The following is a 23,754-nucleotide window of genomic DNA, read 5'->3' as shown; positions in this document are numbered from 1 at the left end:
GTGACCGGCAGGAAGGACTGCAGCAGATGGCCCAGGCATCCGACGCCCGAAGCGCCACGGACGTGACCGGCAGGCGCCTGCGCCTGGGCATGGTCATCGCCCTGGTCCTTCTGGCGGTGCTGGGCCTGCGGCTGGTCTTCATCCAGGGGGTGGACGCCTCCGGCAACGCGCAGGACGCCATGAAGGAGCGGTTGCGCTCCGTGACGGTGGCGCCCGACCGCGGATCCATCCTGGACTCCCAGGGACGGGTGATGGCGGCCTCGGTGGCCCGCTACGACCTGGTGGCCGACCAGCGGCTGGTGAAGGACTTCCGGCGCTGGGACGCCGAGAGCGCCTCGATGGTCGACGTGTCCCTGTCCGACTCACTCGACCGGCTCTCCGGGATCCTGGGCATGGACCGTGCCGAGCTCGAGGCCCGCATGGTCGGCGACCGCCCGTACAAGGTCGTGTCCAAGGGGGTCACGCCGGAGGTCAAGGACCAGGCCCTGGATCTCGGCATCCCGGGCCTGCTGGCCGAGCCCGTCACCGAACGCACCTACCCCAACGGGTCGGTGGCCGGTTCGATCCTGGGCTTCGTCGGGGGGGACGGCACCCCGCTCGAGGGCCTGGAGCTGAGCCAGGACGAGCAGCTCTCCGGCGAACCCGGCAAGCGCACCTACGAGATCTCCGCCGACGGCGTGCGCATCCCGAACGCGGAGTTCTCCGAGGAACCCGCCGTCGACGGCCAGGACGTTCGGCTGACCATCGACCAGGACGTCCAGTGGTTCGCGCAGGAGGCGATCGCCGCGAAGACGGAGTCCTACGACGCCCTGTGGGGCAACATCGTGGTGATGGACGCCAGGACCGGTGAGCTTCTGGCCATGGCCGACTCGACCACGGTGGACCCCTCCGACCCGACGGCCACGGACGGCCTCTTCTGGCGGCCCACCGCCCTGACCCAGTCCTACGAGCCCGGTTCCACCGGCAAGGTCCCCACCTTCGCCACCGCGCTCGAGGTCGGCGGCGTGGAGCCGACCGACGCCTACGAGGTGCCCAACAAGCAGGAGTTCGACGGGCAGATCATCAACGACTCGATGCCCCACGACACCTACGAGATGACGACGGCCGGCATCTTCACCCGGTCCTACAACACCGGCACGGTCCAGGTGGCCCAGAGCGTCGACGACCAGACCCGCTACGAGTACATGAAGAAGCTCGGGATCGGCGAACACGTGGACATCGGCCTGCCCGGCAGCAACAAGGGCATCCTGGTGCCGCCCGAGCAGTGGGACGGCCGTCAGCGGCTCACCACGATGTTCGGCCAGGGATACACCCAGACCACGCTGCACATGGCGCAGGTCTTCCAGACCATCGCCAACGGCGGGGTCCAGCGTCGCCCCCAGCTGATCGACGCCTACATCGACCCCGACGGCTCGGAACACGTGCAGCCGGACCCCGAGGGCACCCGGATCTACTCCGAGGAGACGGCGGAGGAGATGCTGCGGATGATGGAGGGCGTCGTCCAGGTGGGGACCGCCGGGCCGGCCAAGATCCCCGGGTACCGCGTGGGTGGCAAGACCGGTACGGGCGAGGCCGCTGGCGTCGGTGGCTACAACGGCTACACGACCTCCTTCACCGGCGTGGCCCCGCTGGACGACCCCCGGTTCGTCGTGGCCGTCTCCGTCCACCGCCCGCAGGGGAACTGGCGGAACTGGGAGGTCGAGGACACGGCCGCCGAGGTCCTGTCCTACCTGTTGAACCAGTACAGCGTCCCGCCCTCGGACGCGGCACCGCAACACTACGATGTCTTCACCGACGAGCCCCAGAAACGACCCTGGTAGACCCCGGATGACCACACCACTTTCTCCCGCCGCGCAGGACGCGGCCTTCCGACCCGCCGAGATCGAGCCGATGCGCTGGGATGAGCTGCTCGCCGGACTGGACCGCGCGGGCCAGCCCGCCGACGTCGTCGGCAGCACCGCGGACCGTCCCGGTCCCACCGGTGTCACCATGGACTCGAGGATGGTCCGGCCGGGCGACCTCTACGCCGGCGTCCCGGGGGCCTCCCGGCACGGCGCGGAGTTCGCCGGGACGGTCGTCGCCGCCGGTGCCCGGGGCATCCTGACGGACCGACAGGGCGCCCGGCTCTGCGCCGCCGCCTCCGCCGCCGGCATCCCGGTGCTCATCGTGGAGGACGTGCGCGACGCCGTCGGGCCGGCCGCCGCGGCCGTGTACGGCAACATCGGGGCCGGGCCCCGGTTGTACGGGATCACCGGGACGAACGGCAAGACCACCACGAACTACTTCCTGACGGCGCTGCTGGGCGCACTCGGGGAGACCACCGGCATGATCGGGACGATCGAGATCCGGGCCGGCCAGCGCGTGGTCCCCAGCACCCTGACCACCCCGGAGTCCACCCAGTTGCACGCCCTGATGGCCCTGATGCGCCAGGAGGACGTCTCCTCGGCGGTGATGGAGGTGTCCTCGCACTCGGTCAGCTACCGGCGCATCGCGGGACTGCACTACGCGGTGGCCGGGTTCACCAACCTCACCCAGGACCACCTGGACCTGCACGGTTCCATGGACGACTACTTCCGGGCCAAGGCCGGACTGTTCGACGCCGGCCGCACGGACCGTGCCGTGATCACCCTCGACGGCGGACCGGATGCGCCCGACGCCGACGGGCAGACGTGGGGGACCAGGATGGCCGCACAGGCCGGTTGTCCGGTCGTGACCGTGGCCCTGGGCCCCGCGGCCGACCACGGGGGCCGCCCTCTGAGCGGCGACTGGACCGTCACGGACCTCGTCGCGGAGGGCATGGGCCACCGGTTCACGCTGCGGCACGCCGCCTCCGGGCGGGACGTCACCGGCTCCACCGGACTGCCCGGGCGGTTCAACGTCGCCAATGCGGCCCTGGCCGCCGTGATGGTGTTGGAGTCCCGGCCGCCGGCGGACTGGGACCGGATCGCCGCGGTGCTCGACGCACCCGTGGGGGAGGGCCCCTTCGCCACCGCCGTGCCCGGGCGCATGGAGGTCGTCGGCCGCGCCCCGGACGCGATCGTCGACTTCGCGCACAACCCCGACGGGATGGTCCGCGCCCTCGAATCGGTCCGCGAGGCACGGCGCGCCACCGGAAACGACACCGGGCGGACGATCCTGGTCTTCGGGGCGACCGGTGACCGGGACCGGGCCAAGCGCCCGGGCATGGGCCGGATCGCCGCGGAGTGGGCCGATGTCGTGATCGTCACGGACGACGACCCGCACACCGAGCCCCCGGCCGGGATCAGGACCGAGGTCCTGCAGGGGGTCCACGAGGGCGTGCGGACGGCGGCCGCGGCCGGCCGCACCGTCCAGGTGCACGAGTCGGCGCCACGCCAGGACGCGATCGAGCTGGCCGTGTCCTTGGCCACACCGGCCGACACCGTCCTGCTCGCCGGCCGCGGCCATGAGACCGTGCAGGACATGGACGGAGTGGACATCCCGCTCGACGATCGCGTCGAGCTGCGGGACGCCCTGGCCCGGCACGGCCACGGTCCCTCCCCGGTTTCCCCCGAGGCTGCACGTAAAGTTGACGGGTCATGATCGAACTCACCGCCTCCGCCATCGCCGGGGCCACCGGGGGCGTCCTCACCGCCTCGGCGTCCCCTGACCTGCTGGTCAGCGCAGCCACCACCGACTCCCGCGAGGTCACTCCGGGGACCCTGTTCATCGCCAAGCCGGGCGAGCAGGCCGACGGGCACGACTTCATCCCGGCGGCACGGTCCGCCGGCGCCACCCTCGTGCTCGCCGAGCGCGAGACCGCCGACGCCGGGGGACAGGCCGACCCGGCCGTCATCGTCGACGACGTGGTCCTGGCCATGGGACGGCTGGCGGCGTTCATCGTCGCCCGAATCCGCGAGCACTCGCCGACCACCGTCATCGGCATCACCGGGTCGGCGGGCAAGACCACCACGAAGGACCTGCTGGCGGGCATCCTGGGCACCGACGGTCCCACCGTGGCCCCGCAGGGCTCCTACAACGGGGAGGTGGGCGTCCCGCTGACCGTGTTCCGGGCCGGCCTGGACACCCGCTACCTGGTGGTCGAGATGGGTGCCGACGGGATCGGCAACATCGAGTACCTGGCGGACATGGTCCGCCCGGACATCGGTGTGGTCCTGATGGTCGGCAGCGCCCACGCCGGCAAGTTCGGCGGCGTGGAGAACATCGCCCGGACCAAGGGCGAACTGGTGGAGGCGCTGCCGGCGGACGGCGTGGCCGTCCTGAACCGTGACGACGCCCGGGTGGCCGCGATGGTGGACCGGACCTCCGCCCGGCTGGCCTGGTTCTCCACCGAGGACGGCAGCTTCCCGCTGGTCGACGCGGACGTGGCCGACGGCACCGCCGACTTCTCCGCCCTGGCCGCGAACCTGACCACCACCGAGGGGCAGCACCCCGAGTTCGACCTGCGACTGGGTGCGGGCACCGCAGCCGAGGCCCATCACGTGGTCTCCGGACTGATCGGCAGGCACCACGCCACGAACATCGCCGCCGCCGCAGCGGCCGCCCATGCCGCAGGGCTGCCGGCCGGCAGGATCGCCGCCGCCCTCGACGGGGCGGGAGCCACGAGCCGCCGGCGGATGGAGCGCACCGACCGGCCGGACGGGGTGACGATCATCAATGACGCGTACAACGCCAACCCGGAGTCCATGCGGGCCGCCCTGAAGACGCTGGCGATGATCGGCCGTTCCACGGGGCGCCGGACGTGGGCCGTGCTGGGGGAGATGCTCGAACTGGGCGACGCCCGCATCGCCGAGCACACCGCGATCGGCACGGCCGTGGTCCGGTTGAACATCGACCAGCTCGTGGTGGTCGGCCGCGGTGCCCGACCGCTCTACACCTCCGCCGTCAACGAGGGCTCCTGGGGGGACGAGATCGACTTCGCCGAGGACGTCGACGAGGCCGAGGAACTGCTCCGGCGTCGACTGGCGCCCGGGGACGTGGTGCTGTTCAAGTCCTCCAACGGCGCCGGCCTGGGGGACCTCGGGGATCGACTAGCATTGGCCCCGGCCAGCCCGGAGCCGGGAGCCGGAAGCCGGAAGGAGCAGCGCCAGTGATAGGCCTGTTGATCGGTGGTCTGCTCGGGCTGGTCCTGACGCTCGTGGGGACCCCCCTGTTCATCCGCTTCCTGGTCAGGAAGGGATACGGACAGTTCATCCGCGATGACGGACCGACCACCCACAAGACCAAGCGCGGCACCCCGACCATGGGCGGGGCCGTGTTCGTGGTGGTCACCGTGGTGGCCTACTTCCTGACGCACTGGATCCTGGGCGGCCTCGGACTGGAGAACGCCGGGCCCACCGCCTCGGCGATGACCCTGCTGTTCCTCATGGCCGGCATGGGACTGGTCGGGTTCCTGGACGACTTCAGCAAGATCTCCAACCAGCGCTCCCTCGGACTGACGCCCTGGGCGAAGATCGTCCTGCAGGGCGTGGTGGGCACCGCCTTCGCGGTCCTCGCCCTGAACTTCCCGGACGGGCGCGGGCTGACCCCCGCCTCGACGTCCATCTCCTTCGTGCGTGACCTGCCGATCGACCTGGCCTTCGCCGGCCCGGTCATGGGTCTGATCCTGTTCGTGGTCTGGTCCAACCTGATCACCACGGCCACCACCAACGCGGTGAACCTGACCGACGGCCTGGACGGCCTGGCCACCGGCGCCACCGCCATGATCACCGCCGCCTACATGCTGATCACCATCTTCCAGTCCAACCAGGCGTGCTCCACGTCCGGGGCGACGCCGGGCTGCTACGAGGTCCGTGACCCGCTGGACCTCGCCATGCTCGCGGCGATCCTCACCGGCTCGCTCATGGGCTTCCTGTGGTGGAACACCTCGCCGGCGAAGATCTTCATGGGGGACACGGGATCGCTGGCCCTCGGTGGGGCCCTGGCCGGGTTCGCCATCCTGTCCCGCACCGAACTGCTCGTCATCATCCTGGCCGGGCTGATGGTCCTCATCACCCTGTCCGTGATCATCCAGGTCGGCTACTTCAAGCTCTCCGGTGGCAAGCGCGTGTTCCTCATGGCGCCGCTGCAGCACCACTTCGAGCTCAAGGGCTGGGCGGAGGTCACGGTGGTCGTGCGGTTCTGGCTGATCGGCCTGCTCTGCGTGGTCCTCGGCGTATCCCTCTTCTACGGCGAGTGGGTGCTGGTCCGATGACGGCCGGGAGCACCGCCGGTCATCCCCGGCTCGACGACCTGACCACGTGGGACGCGGACTGGTCCGGACTGCGGGTGGTCGTGGCCGGCCTCGGCCTGTCCGGGTTCTCCGCAGCCGACACCCTGGCCGAGCTCGGGGCCGACGTCGTGGTCGTGGACGGCCGGGACAGCCCGGAGAACCGTGCCCGGGCGGACACCCTGAGGATCGTCGGGGTCCGGGAGGTCCTGCTGGGCGAGGACCACGCGCGGTCCCTTCCCGACGTCGGCGGGTCTCCCGCCGAGCTCGTGGTCACCTCCCCGGGATGGCGCCCGGACCAGCCGCTGCTGGCCGCGGCCGCGGATGCCGGCGTCCCGGTCTGGGGCGACGTCGAACTGGCCTGGCGGGTCCGCGAACGCGCGGGACGCAAGACGGCCGACTGGCTCGTGGTCACCGGGACCAACGGCAAGACCACCACGGTGGGCATGGTCGAGTCCATGCTGCTCGCGGCCGGCCTGCGGGCGGTGGCCTGCGGGAACGTGGGCACCCCCATCCTGGACGCGATCCGGGATCCGGAGGGCTGGGACGTGATCGCCGTGGAGCTCTCCAGCTTCCAGTTGCACTGGACCCACCACATCGAGCCGGCCGCCTCTGCCGTGCTGAACGTGGCGGAGGACCACGTGGACTGGCACGGGTCCTTCGCGGCGTACTGCGCGGACAAGGCCCGGATCTACGAGCACACCCGCGAGGCGTGCATCTTCAACGAGGCCCAGCCCGAGACCATGCGGATGGTCGAGCAGGCCGACGTCCAGGAGGGGTGCCGAGCGGTGTCCTTCACCACGGACACGCCCGGACTGTCCATGGTCGGCGTGGTCGACGGCATCCTCGTGGACCGGGCCTTCCTGGACGAACGGGCCCATCAGGCCCTGGAACTCGGACACCTCGAGGACCTCGGGCCCATCGCGCCCCGGCACCAGGTGGCCAACGCCCTGGCGGCCGCCGCCCTCGTGCGGGCCATCGGCGTGCCGCCGGAGGCCGTCCGGGACGGGCTGCGTGCCTACCGACCGGGGGAGCACCGCATCCAGCTCGTGGCCAAGGCGGACGACGTGCTGTGGATCAACGACTCCAAGGCGACCAACCCCCACGCCGCGGACGCCTCACTCGCCGCCTTCACCGACGTGGTGTGGATCGCCGGCGGACTGCCCAAGGGCGTGACCTACGACGACCTGGTCTCCCGCCACGCCCACCGCCTGCGCGCCGTGGTGCTCATCGGGGCGGATCCCAGCGAACTGGCAGGTGCCGTACAGCGACACGCACCCGACGTCCCGGTCCTGTCGACGGCGGTACGCGACACTGGAGGGGATCCCTCGGACGGCCACCGGGCCATGGACGCCGCGGTCCGGGAGGCCGATGCCGTGGCCCGGCCCGGGGACGTCGTGCTCATGGCGCCCGCGGCGGCGTCCATGGACCAGTTCACGTCCTACGCAGACCGAGGAAACGCCTTCATCGACGCCGTCGCCCGCCTCATGGAACACAAGGGGCTGAGCAGCTAAGGAGCCCACCCATGGTGACCACCCCCCAACGGCCCCTGAGCCGTACCCGGGGTCCCGCCAGGGGCCGGCGTCCCCGTCCGGGGACCGGCGCGGCCCCGTCCGCCTCCGGTACCCCCTCCGCCCGTGCGGCCGGTGGCCGCGCGGCCCGCGGCGCCGGGCCGGCCTCCGGGCCTCGGCCGGGGAGCACGCGTCGTGGCGGCCGCGGCCCGGCGCACTGGTGGCGGCGGATGTGGTCCTTCCTGGAGGGCGAAGGCTCGGCGTCATCCTATTTCCTCATCCTCGGCTGCACGCTCGCGCTGACCGTGATCGGACTGATCATGGTGCTGTCCTCCTCCTCCGTGGAGAACATCGGAGAGACGACCGGATCCTATGACCTGTTCATCCGCCAGGCCGTCTTCGCCGCCGTCGGGCTGGGTGTGATGGTCTTCCTCTCCCGGCTGAGCACGGACAGACTGCGCCGGCTGGCCTGGCCGGCGCTGGTCATCGCCATCGTGCTGCTGATGCTCGTCCTGACGCCCCTGGGCCACGAGGTCAACGGCAACCGCAACTGGATCAAGGTCGGACCGGCCACGGGACAGCCCTCGGAGGCGGCGAAACTGGCCCTGGCCCTCTGGGCGGCCGCCGTGCTCGAACGCAAGGGCCGGCTCATCGGCCAGCTCAAGCACTCCGTCGTGCCGGTGCTCTTCCCGGTGGGAGCCATCCTCCTCGGCCTGGTCATGATCGGCCGGGACCTGGGAACCGCCATGGTCATCATGCTGGTCGTGGCAGCCGTGCTGTTCCTGGCCGGCACGAGGCTGCTCTACTTCGCGGTGGCCGGAGCCGTGGCCGCGGTGGGCGCGATCATCATGGCCCTCGTCTCGGCCAACCGCACGGTGCGCATCCAGGCCTGGCTGGGCAACTGCGACTTCGCCACCGACCCGTGCTACCAGCCCCAGCACGGCCTGTACGCCCTCGCCTCCGGTGGCTGGTGGGGACTCGGGCTGGGCCAGTCCCGGCAGAAGTGGAGCTACATCCCCGAGGCGGAGAACGACTTCATCTTCACCATCCTCGGCGAGGAGCTCGGACTCGTCGGCGCCCTGCTGGTGCTCACGCTCTTCGCCGGACTGGCCGTCGGCATGTTCCGGGTCGCGCGGCGCACCGACTCCGTGTTCATCCGGATCTGCACCGGCGGCATCCTGGCCTGGATCGTGGGCCAGGCATTCATCAACATCTCCATGGTCACCGGCCTGCTGCCCGTCATCGGCGTGCCCCTGCCGTTCATCTCCTACGGCGGATCCTCCCTGACGTTCGTCCTGGCGGCCGTCGGCGTGGTCCTGGCCTTCGCCCGCGAACAGCACCGGGCGGGCCGGGCCGTCGGAGCCGGCACCGGCCCCGCCGTGGACACCCGCCCCGACACGAAGGAGGCGCACTGATGCCCGACACCCTGAACGTGGTCCTGGCCGGCGGCGGTACGGCCGGCCACATCAGCCCCATGCTCGCCATCGCCCGGGCCCTCGAGGAGACCGCGACCGAGGGCGGCCATCCCACCGCGGTGCACTGCACCATGGTGGGCACCGCCTCCGGTATGGAGACCCGTCTCGTCCCGGCCGCCGGTTACGCGCTGGACACCATCGACCGGGTCCCGATGCCCCGCCGTCCCACCATGGACCTGGTCCGCCTGCCCTCCCGCTTCCGGCGGGCCGTGGCACAGGCGGGTGACATCCTCGACCGGCGCCGCGCCGACGTCGTGGTCGGGGTGGGCGGCTACGTCTCCACCCCCGTGTACCTGGCCGCCGCCCGGCGCCGGGTGCCCGTGGTCATCCACGAGGCCAACGTCCGCGCCGGGCTGGCCAACCGCGTCGGGGCCCGCCGCGCCGCGGCCGTGGCCACCGCCTTCCCCGAGACGGTGCTGCCGGGCGCCCTGCACGTGGGGATGCCGATGCGCCGGGAGATCTCCGCCCTCGACCGGGAGGCGGCCCGCGAGCCGGCCCGGCGGGCCCTCGGCCTGGACCCCTCCGCCACCACGGTGGTGGTCACCGGCGGGTCCTCGGGCGCCCTCAACGTCAACCGGACGATCGCGGCGGCCCTCCCGGCCCTCGCCGGCGCAGGACTGCAGGTCCTGCACCTGACCGGCCGGGGCAAGCAGGTCCTGGGGCCCGACGGCGACCCGGTCGCCTCGCCCGGATACCACCAGGTCGAGTACCTGGAGGGCATGGAGCAGGCCTACGCCGCGGCCGATCTCATCGTCGCCCGCTCGGGTGCCGGCACCGTCTGCGAGCTGGCCGCCGTGGGGTTGCCCGCCGTGTTCGTCCCGCTGCCGATCGGCAACGGAGAGCAGGCCCTCAACGCCCGCGGGCTGGTGACGGCGCAGGGAGCCGTCCTGGTGAAGGACGAGTCCTTCACCGCGGACTGGGTCCGCCGAGAACTCATTCCCCTGGCCCTGGACGCCGGGCGGCTGGAGCGGATGTCCGCCGCCTCCGCCGCGCTGGGGATCCGGGATGCCGACCAGGCCATGGCGCGCCTGGTCCTGAACGCCGCAGGAGGACCCCGATGACCCGACCGACCGACGAGACCACCCCGGTGCGGCCCATGGCGCCGTCGCTGGCCGCCCTGGGCCGGGTCCACTTCCTGGGCCTGGGCGGTGTCGGCGTGTCCGGCATCGCGCGGATCATGCAGCAGCAGGGGGTGCCGATCTCCGGGACCGACGCCAAGGACCTGCCGGTGATGCACGAGCTCGAGGCCGCCGGGGCCGCGGTGTTCGTCGGCTACGACGCGCGGAACCTCGACCGGGTGGCCCAGCGGGCGGGTGGTGCCGGCGTGGACACCGTCGTGGCCTCGTCGATCGCCGGCCCGGGCAACCCCGAGTACGACGCCGCGATCGCCCGGGGCGTGCCCGTCCTGCACCGTTCCCAGGGGCTGGCCGCGGCGATGGCCGGCCACCGGGTGCTCGCGGTCGCCGGCACGCACGGCAAGACCACCACGTCCTCGATGGCGGCGATGACGTTCACCCGCGCCGGCGCCGATCCGACCTTCGCCGTCGGCGCCGCCGTCGCCGGCCTGGGGACCAACGCGCGAGCCGGCGCGGGGGAGTGGTTCATCGCCGAGGCCGACGAGTCCGACGGCACGCTGCTGAACTACCGGCCGCAGATCGCGATCGTGACGAACGTGGAGGCCGACCACCTCGACTTCTACGGCTCCGCCGACGCCGTGGTGCAGGTCTTCCGCGACTTCGCGCTGCTGCTGCCCCCGGACGGCGTGCTGGTGGCCTGTGCCGACGACCCCGGGGCCCTGGCCCTGGCCCAGTGGGTCCGCGCCGAGGCGGCCGCCGGCCGGCCCGTGCCCCGTGTCGTCACCTACGGTTCGGAGCCCGGACGGGGCGACGACCTCGTCCTGGCGGACAGCGAGCTTGCCGGTACGGCCGGGGGCACCGGGCAACGCGTCACCTTCCGCTGGGCCGGCGGACGCTCCACTCAGGTGGAACTGGCGGTCCCGGGCCGTCACAACGCGCTGAACGCCGCCGCGGTCCTGCTCGCCGCCCACTACGCCGGCCTGGAGGCCGAGGACGCTGCCGGCGGCCTGGAGGCCTTCCGCGGCACCGCGCGTCGGTTCGAGTTCCGGGGCGAGCGTGCCGGCGTCCGCGTCTTCGACGACTACGCGCACCACCCCACCGAGGTGGCGGCGGCCATCGCCGCCGGGCGCTCGGTGGCAGGCGGGCACCGGGTCCACGTGCTCTTCCAGCCCCACCTGTTCTCGCGCACCCGCGACTTCGCGGACGGCTTCGCGCAGGCGCTCTCGGCCGCCGACGGCGTGCGTGTCCTGCCCGTCTACGCGGCACGGGAGGAGCCGATCGCCGGGGTCGACTCGACCTTGATCACCCGGCACCTGTCCACCCTCCTGCCCGGTTCCGGGGAGGTCCCGGAGGACGCCGGTGCCGGCGTGGCCGGCCTGGTCGCCGCGGCCCGTCCCGGCGACGTCATCCTCACCATGGGCGCCGGGGACGTCACGGCCCAGGGCGGGGCGATCCTGGCGGCGCTGGCGGATCGCGACGAGGAAACCCTCGATGGCGGACGATAGGACGGACGCCGGCCCGGAGACCTCCACGACGACCGACGTGATGACCGCGGATGACGACAACGTCCTGGCCTTCCCGGAGACGCCCGAGCAGGCCCGGCGCCGGCGGGTCCGGTTGTGGCGCGTGGTCGGCGCGGCGGGCCTGGTGCTCCTGATCGTGCTCGGGGCGGTCCTGTACTTCTCCCCCCTGCTGGCCATCCGCACCATCACGGTCACGGGCACCGACCTGCTGCCGCGCGAACGGGCCGAGGCGCTGGTGCAGCCCCTGCACGGAGTGCCCCTGCCGCAGGTGGGCCAGCGGACCGTCGCGGAGCGGCTGGCGGGTGAACCCGCGGTCGAGGAGGTCAGGGTCCGGGCGGAACCGCCCGCGTCGCTGGTCGTGGAGGTCGTGGAGCACCAACCGGTCGCCCAGGTGCCGCAGGGGGATCAACGGGTGCTGTACTCGGCCCAGGGCCAGGCCGTCGCCACCCTGGGGGCGGAGGAGGCCGAACGGTACCGGCTGCCCAGTGTCTCCGATGCCGCCGACCTGACCGATCCCGAGGTCTTCGACGCGATCACGACCGTCCTGGGCTCGTTGCCGGACCCCATCCGCAACCGGATGGACTCCGCCTCGGCGCAGACGGTGGACTCCGTGACCCTGACGCTCGAGGACGGGCGCACCGTGCTCTGGGGCAACGCCGAGCACGGGGACCGGAAGGCCCAGGTCCTGGGGGCCCTGCTGAAGGTCCCGCAGGACGAGGCGGACCCGGTCGAGGAGTTCGACGTCTCGATCCCGGAATACCCGGTGACGCGATGAGCGGACCCTGCCGGAGGGCTCCTCGGGGCGCGCGAGGGCGACACGCGGGAGCGGGTCTTTGCGCGATCCGCGTCGGCACCATAACGTTTCACCCAGAACACAGGTTGACATAACACTAACCTTCAACCTGAACGTTAAGCCACCCGGAGGGCGTTGCGGCGTCCGATGGGCGTCCGGGGCGCAGGCCGGACAGCAGACAGACAGACACCGAACAAGGGACAAACACCGTGGCAGCACCCCAGAACTACCTGGCCGTCATCAAGGTCGTCGGCATCGGCGGCGCCGGCGTCAATGCCGTGAACCGCATGATCGACGTGGGACTCCGCGGCGTGGAGTTCATCGCCATCAACACCGATGCCCAGGCGCTGCTGATGAGTGACGCCGACGTCAAGCTGGACGTCGGGCGGGAGCTGACTCGCGGACTGGGTGCCGGGGCGAACCCGGAGGTGGGCCGCCAGGCCGCCGAGGACCACGCCGAGGAGATCGAAGAGGTCCTGCGCGGGGCCGACATGGTCTTCGTCACCGCCGGCGAGGGCGGCGGCACCGGTACCGGTGGCGCGCCGGTCGTCGCCCGCATCGCCCGCTCGCTGGGCGCCCTGACCATCGGCGTCGTGACCCGTCCGTTCACCTTCGAGGGCCGGCGCCGGGCCACCAGCGCCGAGTCCGGCATCGATGCCCTGCGCGACGAGGTCGACACCCTGATCGTGATCCCGAACGACCGGCTGCTGTCCATCTCCGACCGCAACGTCTCGGTCCTGGACGCCTTCAAGTCCGCCGACCAGGTGCTGCTCTCCGGCGTCCAGGGCATCACCGACCTGATCACCACCCCGGGCCTGATCAACCTCGACTTCGCCGACGTCAAGTCCGTCATGCAGGGTGCAGGATCGGCACTCATGGGCATCGGCTCCGCCCAGGGCGAGGACCGTGCCGTCAAGGCCGCCGAGCTGGCCATCGCGTCGCCGCTGCTGGAGGCCTCCATCGACGGTGCCCACGGCGTGCTGCTGTCCATCCAGGGCGGTTCCGACCTCGGCCTGTTCGAGATCAACGAGGCGGCCCGCCTCGTCCAGGAGGTGGCGCACCCGGAGGCCAACATCATCTTCGGTGCCGTCATCGACGACGCCCTCGGCGACGAGGCGCGCATCACCGTCATCGCCGCGGGCTTCGACCGGGTCGACGCCACCTCCGCGCCGGCGGGGGCCTACGGCACCGGGACCCGCCCGCAGGGCCAGCAGGCCGCCCCGCAGCCGGTGCCCAGCCAGTCACTCCCGGCCGCCCCGGTGGCGGTCCCCGTGCCGGCCCAGCCCGCCGCGGAGCCGTCCGGCTACCGCGCCGAACCGGCAGCCCAGCAGGACCTACCCACCGTCGTGGAGCCCGACCTGTCCGGCGGCAGCCGTGACGACCTGGACGTTCCCGACTTCCTGAAGTGACCGGAGGGCCGTTCGTGTTCCGCGTCTCGCCGTCTCCCGGTCTGCACATCGGCTTCACCGGGGTCGGCACCGGCAACCTCGCGTTCCATGTCTCCGGTGGGACGACGGCGCAATACCCCGGCCGTCCTGGGCCCGTGTCCGAGGCCAGGACCCGGCTGGAGCGGGAGATGGGCGTGGCGCCGGGGCGCACCGAGTACCTCACCCAGGTGCACTCCGCGCGCGTCGTCGAGGCGACCGGGAACGGATGGGGTGCACGCAGCGGCCCCGCCGAGGAGGCCGACGCCCTGGTCAGTCCGACGGGGCAGGACCCGCTGGCCGTCATGGTGGCAGACTGCCTGCCCGTCGTCTTCGCCTCCCGCCCCCCGGGCGGCGTGGACCTGACCGGGCCGACCGCGGTCGCCCATGCCGGACGCCGCGGACTGCTCGACGGCGTGCTGGAGGCCACCGTGGACCGGTTGCGGGGTTCCGGCGCCGGGAGCGCGCCCGGTGAGATCGAGGCCTGGGTGGGGCCGGGCATCTGCGGCCGGTGCTACGAGGTCCCCGAGGACATGCGCCGTGACGGCGCCTCGAGGATCCCGGCCGCGGACTCGACCACCTCCTGGGGAACGCCCGCGCTGGACCTTCCGGCGGGCGCGGTCGCCGTACTGGAGCGGCTCGGCGTGACGGTGCACCGCGATGACCGGTGCACCTTCGAGGACGGGCGGCTGTTCTCCCACCGCCGCGCACCGGGTGAGGGCCGATTCGCCGGGGTCGTCTGGCGCACCGGGGAGGGTGCGGCGTGAGCGGGGTGGAGCAGGGGCCGGGGCCCGGCCGGGCCGACGACGCCCGCGGACGGGAGCTCGCGGCCCGTCTCACCACCGTGCGCCACCGGGTCGAGGAGGCCACGCGCGCAGCGGGACGCTCCGACGTCCCCACGCTGATCGTCGTAACCAAGTTCCATCCGGCCGAGGACGTGGCCCGGCTGGCCGCACTCGGCGTGCGGGATGTCGGCGAGAACCGGGACCAGGAGGCCCGCGCCAAGGCGGCCGAGACGGAGCGGCTGACCGGGGTGCAGGCCCCGGACGGTCCCGGGGCCCCGGTGCGGTGGCACTTCATCGGCCAGTTGCAGTCCAACAAGGCCAAGTACGTGGTGCGCTATGCCTCCGCGGTGCACTCGGTCGACCGGGAGTCACTCGTGGACGCCCTCTCCGCGGCGATGGGGCGTGAACAGGCCAGGCGCGCGGAATCCGGACTGCAGGAACGGGATCCGCTGGACTGCCTGGTCCAGGTCGACCTGGACCCGCGGCCCGAACAGGACCGTCCGGCCGGCATCGGCGCCCGCGGCGGTGTCGACCCCGCCGCGGTGGGGGCCCTGGCCGACCGGATCGCGGCGGCCGACGGCCTGAGGTTGCGCGGCGTGATGGCGGTGGCCCCCCTGGGCCTGGACCCCGCCCCTGCCTTCGCGCGGCTGGCGGAACTCTCGGCCGCACTGACCGGAACGTACCCCGAGGCCACGTGGATCTCCGCGGGAATGAGCCAGGACCTGGAGCAGGCCATCTCCGCGGGAGCGACACACCTTCGGGTGGGAACCGATGTCCTCGGGCCCCGTGCGCCCGTGGGTTAACCTCGATAGTGTCCGCAGGACGGCAGATCTCCGCAGGGCCGGCAGCAGGCCGGGCGGCTTCCACACGGTGAGGATTTTCGATGGCTGGTGCACTGAAGAAGACCATGATCTACCTCGGGCTCGCCGATGGCGACGAGCAGTACGAGGAAGAGCAGCGGGCCACGGAGTCCCGTCGGCACGAGCGTGCCGACCGGAGCGAGGTCTCCGACCGCACGGATCATGACGATCGTGCCGACGCCGCCGAGGACTGGGACGAGGACAGCCGCCCGGAGCGCCCCCAGCCGAGCAGGGTGGCAGCGGCCCCGGTGGCGGAACGGGAGTACCGCGCACCGGTGACCCCGATCAAGCGTGCCGCCCACTCCCGTGAGGATGCCCCTGCCGTGCGTCAGATCACCACCGTGCACCCCCGCTCCTACAACGACGCCAAGGTCATCGGGGAGTCGTTCCGTGGCGGCATCCCGGTCATCATGAACGTGACGGACATGGGCGAGGCCGACGCCAAGCGGCTGGTGGACTTCTCCGCCGGCCTCGTGTTCGGGCTGCACGGTTCCATCGAGCGCGTCACCAACAAGGTGTTCCTGCTGACGCCGGCCCACATCCAGGTCCTCGGGGAGGATTCCTCCGGCACCGAGGACCAGGCCCACTTCTTCAACCAGAGCTGACACCCGTCGGGGAGTGACCCCTCCCGGACCCGACATGGTGTGGAATAGGCTGCCGTGACCCTCATCTTCTCCCTCCTCTACCTCGTCCTGGCGATCTTCCAGTTCCTGCTGCTGGTCCGGATCGTCTTCGACGTGGTCCAGTCCTTCGCCCGGGCCTGGCGCCCGCAGGGGTTCATCCTCGTGGTCGCCTCGACCGTCTACACCGTGACGGATCCGACGCTGCGGTGGCTGCGGTCCAAGATCCCCCCGCTGAACCTGGGCGGGATCGGGCTGGACATCGCCTTCCTCGTGCTGTTCGTGGTCGTCGTGCTGCTCAAGTCCGTGGTCGGGGCCCTGGCCGTCGGCTCGTTCGCCTGACCCCCGCCGGACCTGCGCCGTGGCCGGCTGGTGCCGAAGTCCCGGCCGGGACACCGGTGGTAGCCTGAACTGCAGTGTGGCCCTCGTGCGCGGAGAAGCCGTGGCGTGGCGCCACGGGACGACCATTGCCCCTCCGCGGGCAGACCTGACAAGTATTGGGGTGACCACATGGCACTGACGCCGGAAGACGTTGTGAACAAGCGGTTCCAGCCGACCAAGTTCCGCGAGGGATACGACCAGGACGAGGTCGATGACTTCCTGGACGAGATCGTCGTCGAGCTGCGCCGGCTGAACCAGGAGAACGACGAACTGCGTCGCAAGGTCGCCGAGCTCCAGTCCGGCGGTGCCTCCGGGTCCACCGTTCCCGCCCCGGTCTCCGCCGAGGACGCGGAGGACGAGGGGACCGTCGCCACCGGCACCTCCGTCCAGGAGGCCGCCGCAGGCACCCCGTCCACCCCTGTCGCCGAGGCGGCCTCCACCGAGGACACCGGCACCAGCCAGAAGCCGGCCGCCTCCGTGCCCGCGGCCAAGGACTCGGACGAGGTCATCGAGGCGGTGCCGGCCGTCGCGCCGGCTGCGACCGCGGACACGCCGACCACCGCCGTACCGGCCGCACCCGCCGCGGACAGTGGCCGCGAGGCCGTCGCCACCTCGGCCGCCGGCGTGCTCGCCATGGCCCAGAAGCTGCACGACGACTTCGTCGCCGAGGGCGAGGCCAAGCGCGAGCAGATCATCGCCGACGCCCAGTCCGAGGCCGACGGCCTGGTCAACGACGCCCAGGAGAAGTCCCGGAAGACGCTGGCCGAGCTGGAGGAGAAGAAGTCCGTGCTCGAGCGCAAGGTCGAGCAGCTCAAGGGCTTCGAGCGCGACTACCGTGCGCGGCTGAAGGCCTACATCGAGGGTCAGCTGCGCGACCTGCAGAGCCAGGGCCCGATCCAGGACGAGGTCACCGCCACCAGCTGACCGGTGCGGGCCGTCCCGACGGCCCACCGCTCACGCCGGCAGATCCAGACCGGATCCGGGGCCGGCCACGGGAGGACCGTGGCCGGCCCCGCGTCTCTGCCCGTCGCGGCCCCCCGTTCCCCCGTTCCCGCCGATCCGAGAGACCCCACCGCGTGACCGACACCGAACCGACCGTCCCGGCGCATCCGGACGCGGAACGAACCCCGAGGCGTCGCCGCGGCTGGATCGCCGTGCTGGTCCTGGCCGTGGGCTACGTCCTGGACCAGCTGACCAAGCGCTGGGTGGAGACGACCATGGCCGAGGGGCAGGTCATCGACGTCCTGCCCCCGCTGCTGCGCTGGCACTTCATCCGGAACCCCGGGGCGGCCTTCTCGATCGGCGAGGACCACACCTGGGTCTTCACGATCATCCAGGCCGCGGTGGCGGTGTTCGTGGTGGTGTTGCTGTTCCGGGTCCGCTCGACCGCCTGGGCCCTGGCCCTGGGCGGCCTGCTCGGTGGAGTGCTCGGCAACCTCACCGACCGCCTGCTGCGGCCCCCGGCCTTCGGCGTCGGCCACGTGGTGGACTTCATCGCCCTGCCCAACTTCGCCATCTTCAACATCGCCGACTCGCTGATCGTCTGCTCGATGATCGGCATCGTGCTGCTGATGTTCACCGGCCGCCGGCTCGACGGGACGCGGGAGCCCGCCCAGGCCCCTCGCCCGGCGGCCCCGGGGGAGGACCGTGACTGATACCGCACCCGGACCCCTGCCCGGCCCGGCCGTCGTCGTCCCCGGCCCGGCCGACGTCGGCCGGCGGGTGGATGCGGTCCTGGCCCGCGCCCTCGGGGTGTCCCGCACCAAGGCCGGCGCCTGGTGTGCCGACGGCCGGGTGACGCAGCGCCGCACCGGCGCGGCGTCCGGTGCGCAGACCGTGCAGAAGTCGGCGAAGGCCGTCGCGGGAACCGAACTCGTGGTGGACGTGCCCGAGGAGACCGACCCGCTCGAGGTGAAGGTGGAGATCGTGGAGGACCTGACCATCCTGGCTGACGACCCGGACTATGTCGTCGTGGACAAGCCCGTGGGCGTGGCCGCCCACCCGTCGCCGGGTTGGGTCGGGCCGACCGTCGTCGGCGGCCTGGCGGGTGCCGGGTACCGGATCTCGACGTCGGGGGCACCGGAGCGGCAGGGCATCGTGCACCGGCTGGACGTGGGCACCTCCGGTGTCATGGTGGTGGCCAAGTCCGAGCGGGCCTACACCGCCCTGAAGGACGCGTTCCGTGACCGGACCCCGAAGAAGACCTACCACGCCGTGGTGCAGGGACTGCCGGACCCCCTGAACGGCACCATCGACGCGCCGATCGGCCGTCACCCCGGTCACGACTGGAAGTTCGCCGTCCTCGACGGAGGACGGGACTCGGTGACGCACTACCGGACCCTGGAGGCCTTCGGCCGGGCGACCCTGGTCGAGGTGCAGCTCGAGACCGGCCGGACCCACCAGATCCGCGTCCACTTCGCCGCGCTGCGCCATCCCTGTGCCGGGGACCTGACCTACGGGGCGGACCCGAAGCTCGCCGCCGAGCTCGGGCTGACCCGGCAGTGGCTGCACGCCCGCCGGCTGGGCTTCTCCCACCCCGTGACGGGGGAATGGGTCGAGTACGAGAGCCCGTACCCGCATGACCTGGCCTACGCCCTGGACGTCCTCCGGGGCCACTAGGGTGGTACGGCACCACGAATCAGTTGTACGGCAACGCAGCAGGGCAGTAGGGAAGAGCGGACAATGACGGCGACCACATCGGCAACGGGACAGGCCTCGCGGGACGGCGGATTCGCCCACCTGCACACCCACACCGAGTACTCGATGCTCGACGGGGCCGCCAAGCTCAGCGAGCTCTTCGTCGAGACCGAACGCCTCGGCATGGACTCGATCGCCATCACCGACCACGGGTACCTGTTCGGTGCCTTCGACTTCTGGAAGAAGGCGACGGACGCGGGCATCAGGCCGATCATCGGTCTCGAGGCCTACCTGACGCCGGGTCAGCAGCACCGCACGGACAAGACCAAGGTCCGCTGGGGCGAACAGCACCAGCGCGGGGACGACGTCTCCGGCGGCGGTGCGATCACGCACATGACCCTGCTGGCCAAGGACAACACCGGCATGCACAACCTGTTCCGGGCCGGCTCGATCGCCTCCCTGGACTCCGTGTACGCCAAGTGGCCCCGGATCGACCGGGAGCTGCTCTCCACGTACTCATCCGGGTTGATCGGGACCACGGGATGCCCGTCCGGTGAGGTCCAGACCCGGCTGCGGCTGGGCCAGTACAAGGAGGCGGTGGAGGCCGCGGCAGAGTTCCGCGACATCTTCGGCAAGGGCAACTTCTACTGCGAGCTGATGCAGCACGGTCTCGACCTGGAGAAGCGCGTGGTCCCGGACCTGCTCCGGCTGGCCAAGGACCTGGACCTGCCCCTGGTCGCCACCAACGACCTGCACTACACGCATGAGCACGACGCCAAGCCGCACGAGGCGCTGCTGGCCATCCAGTCCGGGTCCACCCTGCTGGAACCCACCTACGACCAGGGCGGCTCCCGGTTCGCCTTCACCGGCACGGAGTTCTACCTGAAGTCCCCGCGGCAGATGCGGGACCTGTTCTCGGAGTTCCCCGAGGCGTGTGACAACACCCTGCTCATCGCCGAGCAGTGCGAGGTCTCCTTCGACACATCCGCCAACTACATGCCCAAGTTCCCCTGCCCTCCGGGGGAGGACGAGACCAGCTGGCTGACCAAGGAGGTCGCCACGGGGCTGAAGCACCGCTACCCCGACGGCGTACCGGACCACGTGCGCAAGCAGGCGGACTACGAGCTCGACGTCATCATCTCCATGGGCTTCCCGGGCTACTTCCTCGTGGTCGCCGACTTCATCAACTGGGCCAAGGACCACGGCATCCGCGTCGGGCCAGGCCGCGGTTCCGGGGCCGGCTCCATGGTCGCCTACGCCCTGAAGATCACCGAGCTCGACCCGCTCGAGCACGGCCTGATCTTCGAGCGATTCCTCAACCCGGACCGCGTGTCCATGCCGGACTTCGACGTCGACTTCGACGATCGCCGCCGCTCCGAGGTGATCGACTACGTCACGGAGAAGTACGGTGACGAGCGCGTGGCCATGATCGTCACCTACGGCACCATCAAGACCAAGCAGGCGCTCAAGGACTCTGCGCGCGTGATGGGCTTCCCGTTCTCCATGGGCGAGACGCTGACGAAGGCGTTGCCACCGGCGGTGATGGCCAAGGACATCCCGCTCAAGGACATCGAGGACAAGGACGCCAAGAGGTACTCGGAGGCGGGGGAGTTCCGGGAGCTGGTCGCCACGGACCCGGACGCCGCGAAGGTCTTCGAGACCGCCAAGGGCGTCGAGGGGCTGAAGCGCCAGTGGGGTGTGCACGCCGCGGGCGTGATCATGTCCTCGGAGCCGATCATCGACGTCATCCCGATCATGCGCCGCATGCAGGACGGCCAGGTCATCACGCAGTTCGACTACCCCACCGCCGAGGGGCTCGGACTGATCAAGATGGACTTCCTGGGCCTGCGGAACCTGACGATCATCTCCGACGCCCTCGAGAACATCACGGCCAACCAGGGATTCGACCTGGACTTGGAGTCCCTCGCGTTCGACGACCGGGCGTCCTACGAACTGCTCGCCCGGGGGGACACCCTGGGCGTGTTCCAGCTCGACGGCGGGCCGATGCGCTCGCTGCTGAAGATGATGAAGCCGGACAACTTCGAGGACATCTCGGCGACCATCGCCCTGTACCGGCCGGGGCCCATGGGTGCCAACTCGCACACGAACTACGCGCTGCGCAAGAACGGCCAGCAGGAGATCACCCCGATCCATCCCGAGCTCGAGGAACCCCTCAGGGAGATCCTCGACACCACCTATGGCCTGATCGTGTATCAGGAGCAGGTCATGGCCATCGCGCAGAAGGTCGCCGGCTTCAGCCTCGGACAGGCGGACATCCTCCGCCGCGCCATGGGCAAGAAGAAGAAGTCCGAGCTGGACAAGCAGTACGTCGGCTTCCACCAGGGGATGGTCGACCACGGGTATTCCGAGGCGGCCATCAAGGCGCTGTGGGACATCCTGCTGCCGTTCTCGGACTACGCCTTCAACAAGGCGCACTCCGCGGCGTACGGCCTGGTGTCCTACTGGACGGCCTACCTCAAGGCGCACTACCCGGCCGAGTACATGGCCGCGCTGCTGACCTCCGTCGGTGACGACAAGGACAAGATGGCCATGTACCTCAACGAGTGCCGCCGCATGGGCATCACGGTGCTGCCCCCGGACGTCAACGAGTCCTCCCTCTACTTCACCCCGGTCGGCAGGGACATCCGCTTCGGCATGGGCGCCGTGCGCAACGTGGGCTCGAACGTGGTCACCGCCATGGTGGACGCCCGCGAGGAGAAGGGGGACTTCGGCTCGTTCCCGGACTTCTTCAAGAAGGTGCCCGCGGTGGTCTGCAACAAGCGCACCATCGAGTCGATGATCAAGGCCGGCGCCTTCGACTCCCTCGGGCACTCGCGCCGGGCGCTGCTGGCCATCCACGAGGAGGCCGTGGACGCCACCGTGGCCCAGAAGCGCCAGGAGGCGAACAACCAGTTCGACTTCTTCTCCATCCTCGAGGCCGAGGGTGGAGAGGCGGCCGACGCCGGGCTGGGGCTGGAGGTCCCCGACATGCCCGAGTGGGACAAGAAGGACAAGCTCACCTTCGAGCGGGAGATGCTCGGCCTCTACGTCTCGGACCATCCCCTGCAGGGGCTGGACGGTGTCCTGGCCCAGCACGCGGACACGTCCATCTCGCACATCATCTCCGACGACGGCCCAGCGGACGGTGCGCAGGTCACCATCGCCGGGCTCATCACCTCGCTGCAGCGGCGGATCGCCAAGAGCTCCGGCAACGCCTACGCCCGGTGCGAGGTCGAGGACCTGGGTGCCTCGATGGAGGTCATGTTCTTCGGCCAGGCCTACGCCCCGATCGCCACGATGCTGGCCGAGGACCTGGTGGTCGCGATCAAGGGCCGGGTCCAGCGGCGCGACGACGGGTCGATCACCCTCAGCGCCCAGGAGCTGACCATCCCGGACCTGTCCGGGGGGCATTCGGGACCGGTGTCCATCACCATGCCGGCCTTCAAGGCCAACGAGACCGTGGTCTCCGCCCTGGGGGACGTGCTGAAGACCCACCCCGGGACCACGGAGGTGCGGCTCAGGCTGGCGGGGAACCGGACCATGGAGATCATGCAGCTCGGACCGGACTTCCGGGTCAGTCCCAACCCTGCCCTGTTCGGTGACCTCAAGGTGCTGCTCGGCCCGGCCTGTCTGGAGTGAGCCCGGACCGGCTGGAGGGGCCGACCTGCCGGCCCCGGTCCGGCTTCCGCCCCGGCCCGCCGCCCGGAACACTACATGTGGTGATGTGCCGATTGTGGTGACGCCATATGTGGGATTATGATGAGGGCGTTCACCCGAACGGCCCACGGCGGGCCCGCCGACTGCAGAAGGGGAGTCCATGCACTGTCCCTTCTGTCGTCATGAGGATTCCCGGGTGGTGGACTCCCGGTCCCTCGACGACGGATCCGCCATCCGCCGGCGACGGCAGTGCCAGTCCTGCGGCAAGCGGTTCACCACCATGGAGACCACGGCCCTGACCGTGGTCAAGCGCTCCGGGGTGGCGGAGCCGTTCGACCGCTCCAAGGTCATCAACGGCGTCCGCAAGGCCTGTCAGGGGCGGCCGGTGACCAACGACGACCTGGCCATGCTCGCCCAGGAGGTGGAGGAGACCATCCGCGCCACCGGCAACGCCGAGGTGGACGCCCACGAGGTGGGGCTCGCGATCCTCGACCCCCTGCGCCGGCTGGACCAGGTGGCGTACCTGCGCTTCGCGTCGGTCTACCAGGACTTCGACTCGCTCGACGACTTCGCCCGTGCCGTGGAGGAGCTGCGCGAGGCGGGGAACAGGCCCGAGACGGTCAGGGCCCTGCAGCCGCGGTTGTTCACCCGCTGAGCGCGGGAGCCCGTGACGGGCCCATCAGACTGCCGATGGTGGTTCCGGAGGGGAAGCCGGAGCCACCATCGGCCACCACGGCCCAGCGGGGCGGTCGTGACGCCGGCAGAGCCCGGAGGCTACCGACTGGAGCGGCGGATCGCCTTCTCCATGGCCTTGTGGACGGCCTG

General features: G+C 71.2%; 19 protein-coding genes. All 19 read left to right on the top strand.

The window, feature by feature from the left end:
- Positions 1-26 precede the first annotated feature (26 nt).
- Positions 27-1,820, top strand: coding sequence for a peptidoglycan D,D-transpeptidase FtsI family protein (locus PLJ28_RS03730; protein ID WP_183526573.1), 1,794 nt, complete (start codon positions 27-29; stop codon positions 1,818-1,820).
- A gap of 7 nt (positions 1,821-1,827) precedes the next feature.
- Positions 1,828-3,561 (top strand): Mur ligase family protein, encoded by a 1,734-nt coding sequence (locus PLJ28_RS03725; RefSeq protein ID WP_183526570.1) that lies wholly within the window; start codon positions 1,828-1,830, stop codon positions 3,559-3,561.
- The gene (locus PLJ28_RS03720; RefSeq protein ID WP_298044817.1) at positions 3,558-5,072 is read left to right on the top strand and encodes a UDP-N-acetylmuramoyl-tripeptide--D-alanyl-D-alanine ligase; all 1,515 of its coding nucleotides are present in this window, start codon (positions 3,558-3,560) and stop codon (positions 5,070-5,072) included. The genes PLJ28_RS03725 and PLJ28_RS03720 overlap by 4 nt, the downstream gene beginning before the upstream one ends.
- Positions 5,069-6,172: a phospho-N-acetylmuramoyl-pentapeptide-transferase gene (gene mraY / locus PLJ28_RS03715; RefSeq protein WP_183526565.1), complete on the top strand. Its 1,104-nt coding sequence runs from the start codon at positions 5,069-5,071 to the stop codon at positions 6,170-6,172. The genes PLJ28_RS03720 and mraY overlap by 4 nt, the downstream gene beginning before the upstream one ends.
- Positions 6,169-7,701 carry a UDP-N-acetylmuramoyl-L-alanine--D-glutamate ligase gene (gene murD / locus PLJ28_RS03710; RefSeq protein WP_183526563.1) on the top strand — a complete coding sequence of 511 codons (1,533 nt, stop codon included), beginning with the start codon at positions 6,169-6,171 and terminating at the stop codon, positions 7,699-7,701. Before mraY ends, murD begins: the two co-directional genes overlap by 4 nt.
- Positions 7,702-7,928: 227 nt before the next feature.
- The gene (gene ftsW, locus PLJ28_RS03705; RefSeq protein WP_183528408.1) at positions 7,929-9,113 is read left to right on the top strand and encodes a putative lipid II flippase FtsW; all 1,185 of its coding nucleotides are present in this window, start codon (positions 7,929-7,931) and stop codon (positions 9,111-9,113) included.
- Positions 9,113-10,234 carry an undecaprenyldiphospho-muramoylpentapeptide beta-N-acetylglucosaminyltransferase gene (gene murG, locus PLJ28_RS03700; RefSeq protein ID WP_183526560.1) on the top strand — a complete coding sequence of 374 codons (1,122 nt, stop codon included), beginning with the start codon at positions 9,113-9,115 and terminating at the stop codon, positions 10,232-10,234. The genes ftsW and murG overlap by 1 nt, the downstream gene beginning before the upstream one ends.
- Complete coding sequence (gene murC, locus PLJ28_RS03695) at positions 10,231-11,754, top strand: UDP-N-acetylmuramate--L-alanine ligase (protein ID WP_324589888.1); 1,524 nt, start codon at positions 10,231-10,233, stop codon at positions 11,752-11,754. Before murG ends, murC begins: the two co-directional genes overlap by 4 nt.
- Positions 11,741-12,547: a cell division protein FtsQ/DivIB gene (locus PLJ28_RS03690; protein ID WP_183526554.1), complete on the top strand. Its 807-nt coding sequence runs from the start codon at positions 11,741-11,743 to the stop codon at positions 12,545-12,547. The genes murC and PLJ28_RS03690 overlap by 14 nt, the downstream gene beginning before the upstream one ends.
- A 227-nt stretch (positions 12,548-12,774) precedes the next feature.
- Positions 12,775-13,974, top strand: a complete 1,200-nt coding sequence (gene ftsZ / locus PLJ28_RS03685) for a cell division protein FtsZ (RefSeq protein WP_010143379.1) — start codon at positions 12,775-12,777, stop codon at positions 13,972-13,974.
- A 14-nt stretch (positions 13,975-13,988) separates the two neighbouring features.
- Positions 13,989-14,756 carry a purine nucleoside phosphorylase YfiH/LACC1 family protein gene (locus PLJ28_RS03680; RefSeq protein ID WP_298044813.1) on the top strand — a complete coding sequence of 256 codons (768 nt, stop codon included), beginning with the start codon at positions 13,989-13,991 and terminating at the stop codon, positions 14,754-14,756.
- Positions 14,753-15,577 (top strand): YggS family pyridoxal phosphate enzyme, encoded by an 825-nt coding sequence (locus PLJ28_RS03675; protein ID WP_324589887.1) that lies wholly within the window; start codon positions 14,753-14,755, stop codon positions 15,575-15,577. The genes PLJ28_RS03680 and PLJ28_RS03675 overlap by 4 nt, the downstream gene beginning before the upstream one ends.
- Before the next feature lie 80 nt (positions 15,578-15,657).
- Entirely contained in the window at positions 15,658-16,239 is a 582-nt protein-coding gene (locus tag PLJ28_RS03670; protein ID WP_183526546.1) for a cell division protein SepF, read from the top strand.
- Between the two features lie 54 nt (positions 16,240-16,293).
- Positions 16,294-16,596: a YggT family protein gene (locus PLJ28_RS03665; RefSeq protein WP_183526543.1), complete on the top strand. Its 303-nt coding sequence runs from the start codon at positions 16,294-16,296 to the stop codon at positions 16,594-16,596.
- A 168-nt stretch (positions 16,597-16,764) separates the two neighbouring features.
- Positions 16,765-17,559, top strand: coding sequence for a DivIVA domain-containing protein (locus PLJ28_RS03660; protein ID WP_183526540.1), 795 nt, complete (start codon positions 16,765-16,767; stop codon positions 17,557-17,559).
- A 152-nt stretch (positions 17,560-17,711) separates the two neighbouring features.
- On the top strand, positions 17,712-18,290 hold the full coding sequence (gene lspA, locus PLJ28_RS03655; protein WP_010143373.1) for a signal peptidase II: 579 nt from the start codon (positions 17,712-17,714) through the stop codon (positions 18,288-18,290).
- A gap of 16 nt (positions 18,291-18,306) precedes the next feature.
- On the top strand, positions 18,307-19,254 hold the full coding sequence (locus PLJ28_RS03650) for an RluA family pseudouridine synthase (RefSeq protein ID WP_183528406.1): 948 nt from the start codon (positions 18,307-18,309) through the stop codon (positions 19,252-19,254).
- Positions 19,255-19,317: 63 nt separating this feature from the next.
- Positions 19,318-22,911, top strand: a complete 3,594-nt coding sequence (gene dnaE / locus PLJ28_RS03645; protein WP_183526537.1) for a DNA polymerase III subunit alpha — start codon at positions 19,318-19,320, stop codon at positions 22,909-22,911.
- 178 nt (positions 22,912-23,089) lie between these two features.
- Positions 23,090-23,584 carry a transcriptional regulator NrdR gene (gene nrdR, locus PLJ28_RS03640; RefSeq protein ID WP_029139032.1) on the top strand — a complete coding sequence of 165 codons (495 nt, stop codon included), beginning with the start codon at positions 23,090-23,092 and terminating at the stop codon, positions 23,582-23,584.
- The last annotated feature ends 170 nt before the right edge of the window (positions 23,585-23,754 follow it).

Origin of the sequence: Citricoccus sp. (assembly GCF_035445025.1) — a bacterium.
In the GTDB taxonomy this organism is placed as follows: domain Bacteria; phylum Actinomycetota; class Actinomycetes; order Actinomycetales; family Micrococcaceae; genus Citricoccus.
Note: the sequence above shows the minus strand (reverse complement) of the source record. Positions and strands in the feature narration are given on the sequence as shown.